The sequence below is a fragment of the Paraglaciecola sp. genome (assembly GCF_030730205.1).
GTDB lineage: Bacteria > Pseudomonadota > Gammaproteobacteria > Enterobacterales > Alteromonadaceae > Paraglaciecola.
The window spans coordinates 1-2,773 of record NZ_JANQVQ010000198.1; the positions used below are offsets into that span (position 1 = coordinate 1).

General features: G+C 40.8%; 1 protein-coding gene. It reads left to right on the plus strand.

Features of this window, described 5'->3' with window-relative positions:
• The first annotated feature begins 284 nt into the window (after nt 1-284).
• A complete protein-coding gene (locus NWQ57_RS13410; RefSeq protein WP_306022662.1) occupies nt 285-2,630 on the plus strand; it encodes a TonB-dependent receptor in 2,346 nt (781 codons plus the stop codon).
• Nucleotides 2,631-2,773 lie beyond the last annotated feature (143 nt).

Here is a 2,773-nt window from a genome sequence, read left to right on the forward strand (position 1 = left end):
CACTTGACCGCTCACTTCCATTGAACAAGTATTTTTTCTAATCATTAGCTCCTCCCTTGTCCAAAGTATCGAATTTTAAGTACTTAATATACTTTTTCTTTTGATTAAATAACTTATTCGAGTAAGGAGCCTGTCTGTTGTAAAAAAAGTGTCGCAAAAGCATAAACTAAGCATCATCAAATATCTATCTAACTGTCACATAACAACGTCACATTAAGCCGCACTAAAATAACTATCAGGAAAACTTTGTGTATAGACCTAGATTCTCAAAATTAACTCAGGCGATGACCTTAGCCATCGGAACACTTAGTCTTTGTAATACAGTCATAGCTGAAGAAATCTTAGAAACTGCAGAGACAATGGAATCAATTACGATTGTAGGAAAAAGTGTATCTTATGCTAATAATCAAACCTCTGACGAGATGCTCAAACAGCAAAGCGCCTTAACAAGTGCTTTAGCGGTGATCGATAATTTACCAGGTGTATTGGTGAACGAAGGTGATACCTTTGGCTCTGACGACTGGTCAACCACTGTTTCAATACGCGGTTTCCAATTGAGTTTAGACGAACAACAAATCGGTATTACGATTGATGGTATTGCCAATGGTAACTCTAACTACGGTGGTGGTGCTAAAGCCAACCGATATATAGACACAGAAAATCTGGGTAGGGTAGAAGTGTCTCAAGGTACAGGGGACATCGCATCACGTTCTAACGAGGCATTAGGCGGTACGCTCAACTTCACGACTAAAAATCCTGATTCAGATGAAAATATGGTAGTGAGTGTGTCTTTGGGGAATTTCCAAGCACAAAAATACTTTGTACGTTACGAAACCGGTGAAGTTGCCAAAGATACCTATGCGTGGTTTAGTGCTTCCAGCAGTCAAAACAGTGATTGGATTGACCAAGCAGCAGAGAATAAACGTGATCATTTAGCGGGTAAAATGGTTAGTTTGATGGGTGATGTTGAAATAAAAGCCTATGTTTCTTGGGATGATACGCATGAAGATAACTATCAACGTATCACCCTTACTGAATTTGAGCAAAACCCAGAGTGGGATCGATTGACTTCAGACTGGACAGGCGTGCCTTATGTTGATCAATTATATCGTCTTGGCTGGTCTACCTTGCGAGAAAATTTATTTGCCTATATCAGCGCTGATTATAAAAAAGACAACTTAGAATTCTCCGCCAACGCTTATTATCATAAAAATGAAGGACGTGGTGATTGGGTTCCTCCTTATATTGTTGATGTTAAGGCCGACGGTGATAATGTCGGGCATTCAGAATTAGTATCAGGTAATACTGTATTGGGTGGTTCTGCTTTGGGCACCCTTTTCTTTGTTGACAACAAGGGGAATGCCCTCAGTCCGGATCCTTCCTGTACTAGCTCTATTACCTTTCCTTACGGCGGAGCAGGCAGAGAATATGATTCAGCTTGCTATGTATCAAGCGCTATTCCGGTCAGTTCTTACCGTACGACTAATTATAAAAAAGAACGTATTGGCTTTAATGCCGATTTTGCTTGGTTTAGTCAAATTGGTGAAATGGAAAATACCTTACGTGGCGGTTTGTGGTACGAAAATTATCAACGTGATGAGACCCGTAGTTGGCAAAAAATTATAGATGCTGAAGTAGGGTATGAATTTGATCATACGCCTTACTGGATCCAGTATGACCGCTCTTTCCCAGTCGAAACTGTGATGGCTTATTTAGAAAATGAAATAAACATGAACTGGGCAACATTGCGTTTTGGAGCTAAACAGTTTTATGTCGACTTAGAGCGCAACGATAATTTTGCTGTAGATGCAGACTTAAAGGTTAACTCTGATTCGGATTTGTTGTTCTCTGCTGGTATTGTTGTGCCGATGCCAATTAATGGTTTGGAGTTGTTTGCTGGCTATGCGCAAAATTTTGCCGCCATTAAAGATGGTGTGCTAGAGGCAGATCCCTCCAGATTTACCAATGTTGAGCCTGAAACGGCAGACAATATCGATTTAGGTTTGCGTTATGTATCAAATGATTTAAGCCTGAGCTTGACCTATTACGATATCCAATTTGACAATCGTTTAACCTTCATCGCGCCGGGTTCTGCCTCTGGAGTGGATTATTTATCGGGTGAAAACGGTAATTATTTGAATGTAGGTGGGGTTGAATCCAATGGTATTGAAGCGTCTATCACCTTAAGTATTACAGATAATTGGCAAGTGTATGCATCTTATACTCATAACGAAGCGACCTATGTTGACAGTAGTATAGATTTGCCAGATGGCAGTTCTACTGAATTAAGTTTCCCAGCGGGGAATACGGTTTTCGGTTCACCCAAAAACATGGCGGTGGTATCCCTTGATTGGATAAAAGATACCCGCTTTGCTGGTATGTCGACTAAATGGGTTGATGACCGTTTTATCGATGCAGCCAATACTCAGGTGGCAGATGCCTATGTTATAAGTGATCTATATGCCGGAATAGCGGTAGATAGACCTGTGAGCGGTATAGAATCTGTAGAGTTAAGGTTCACAGTCAATAACGTTTTAAACAAGAGTTACTTAGGTGGCATTGCTGGTGGTTGGGGGGCTTGGATTGGCGCCCCTCGCACAGCGGCAATCAATCTAATGGCTAAATTTTAAACAGCGTGTTAAGCATGTGATTGACCTTCGGTTGATTAGGTGTTCCCTGGTTGGGCGAGCGTAAGCTCGCTCTTTTTTATTTTGACAAGTTAATTGATATTCCTATAACGCTAGTAATTTGGTTTTGAAACTTCGTCGTCGTT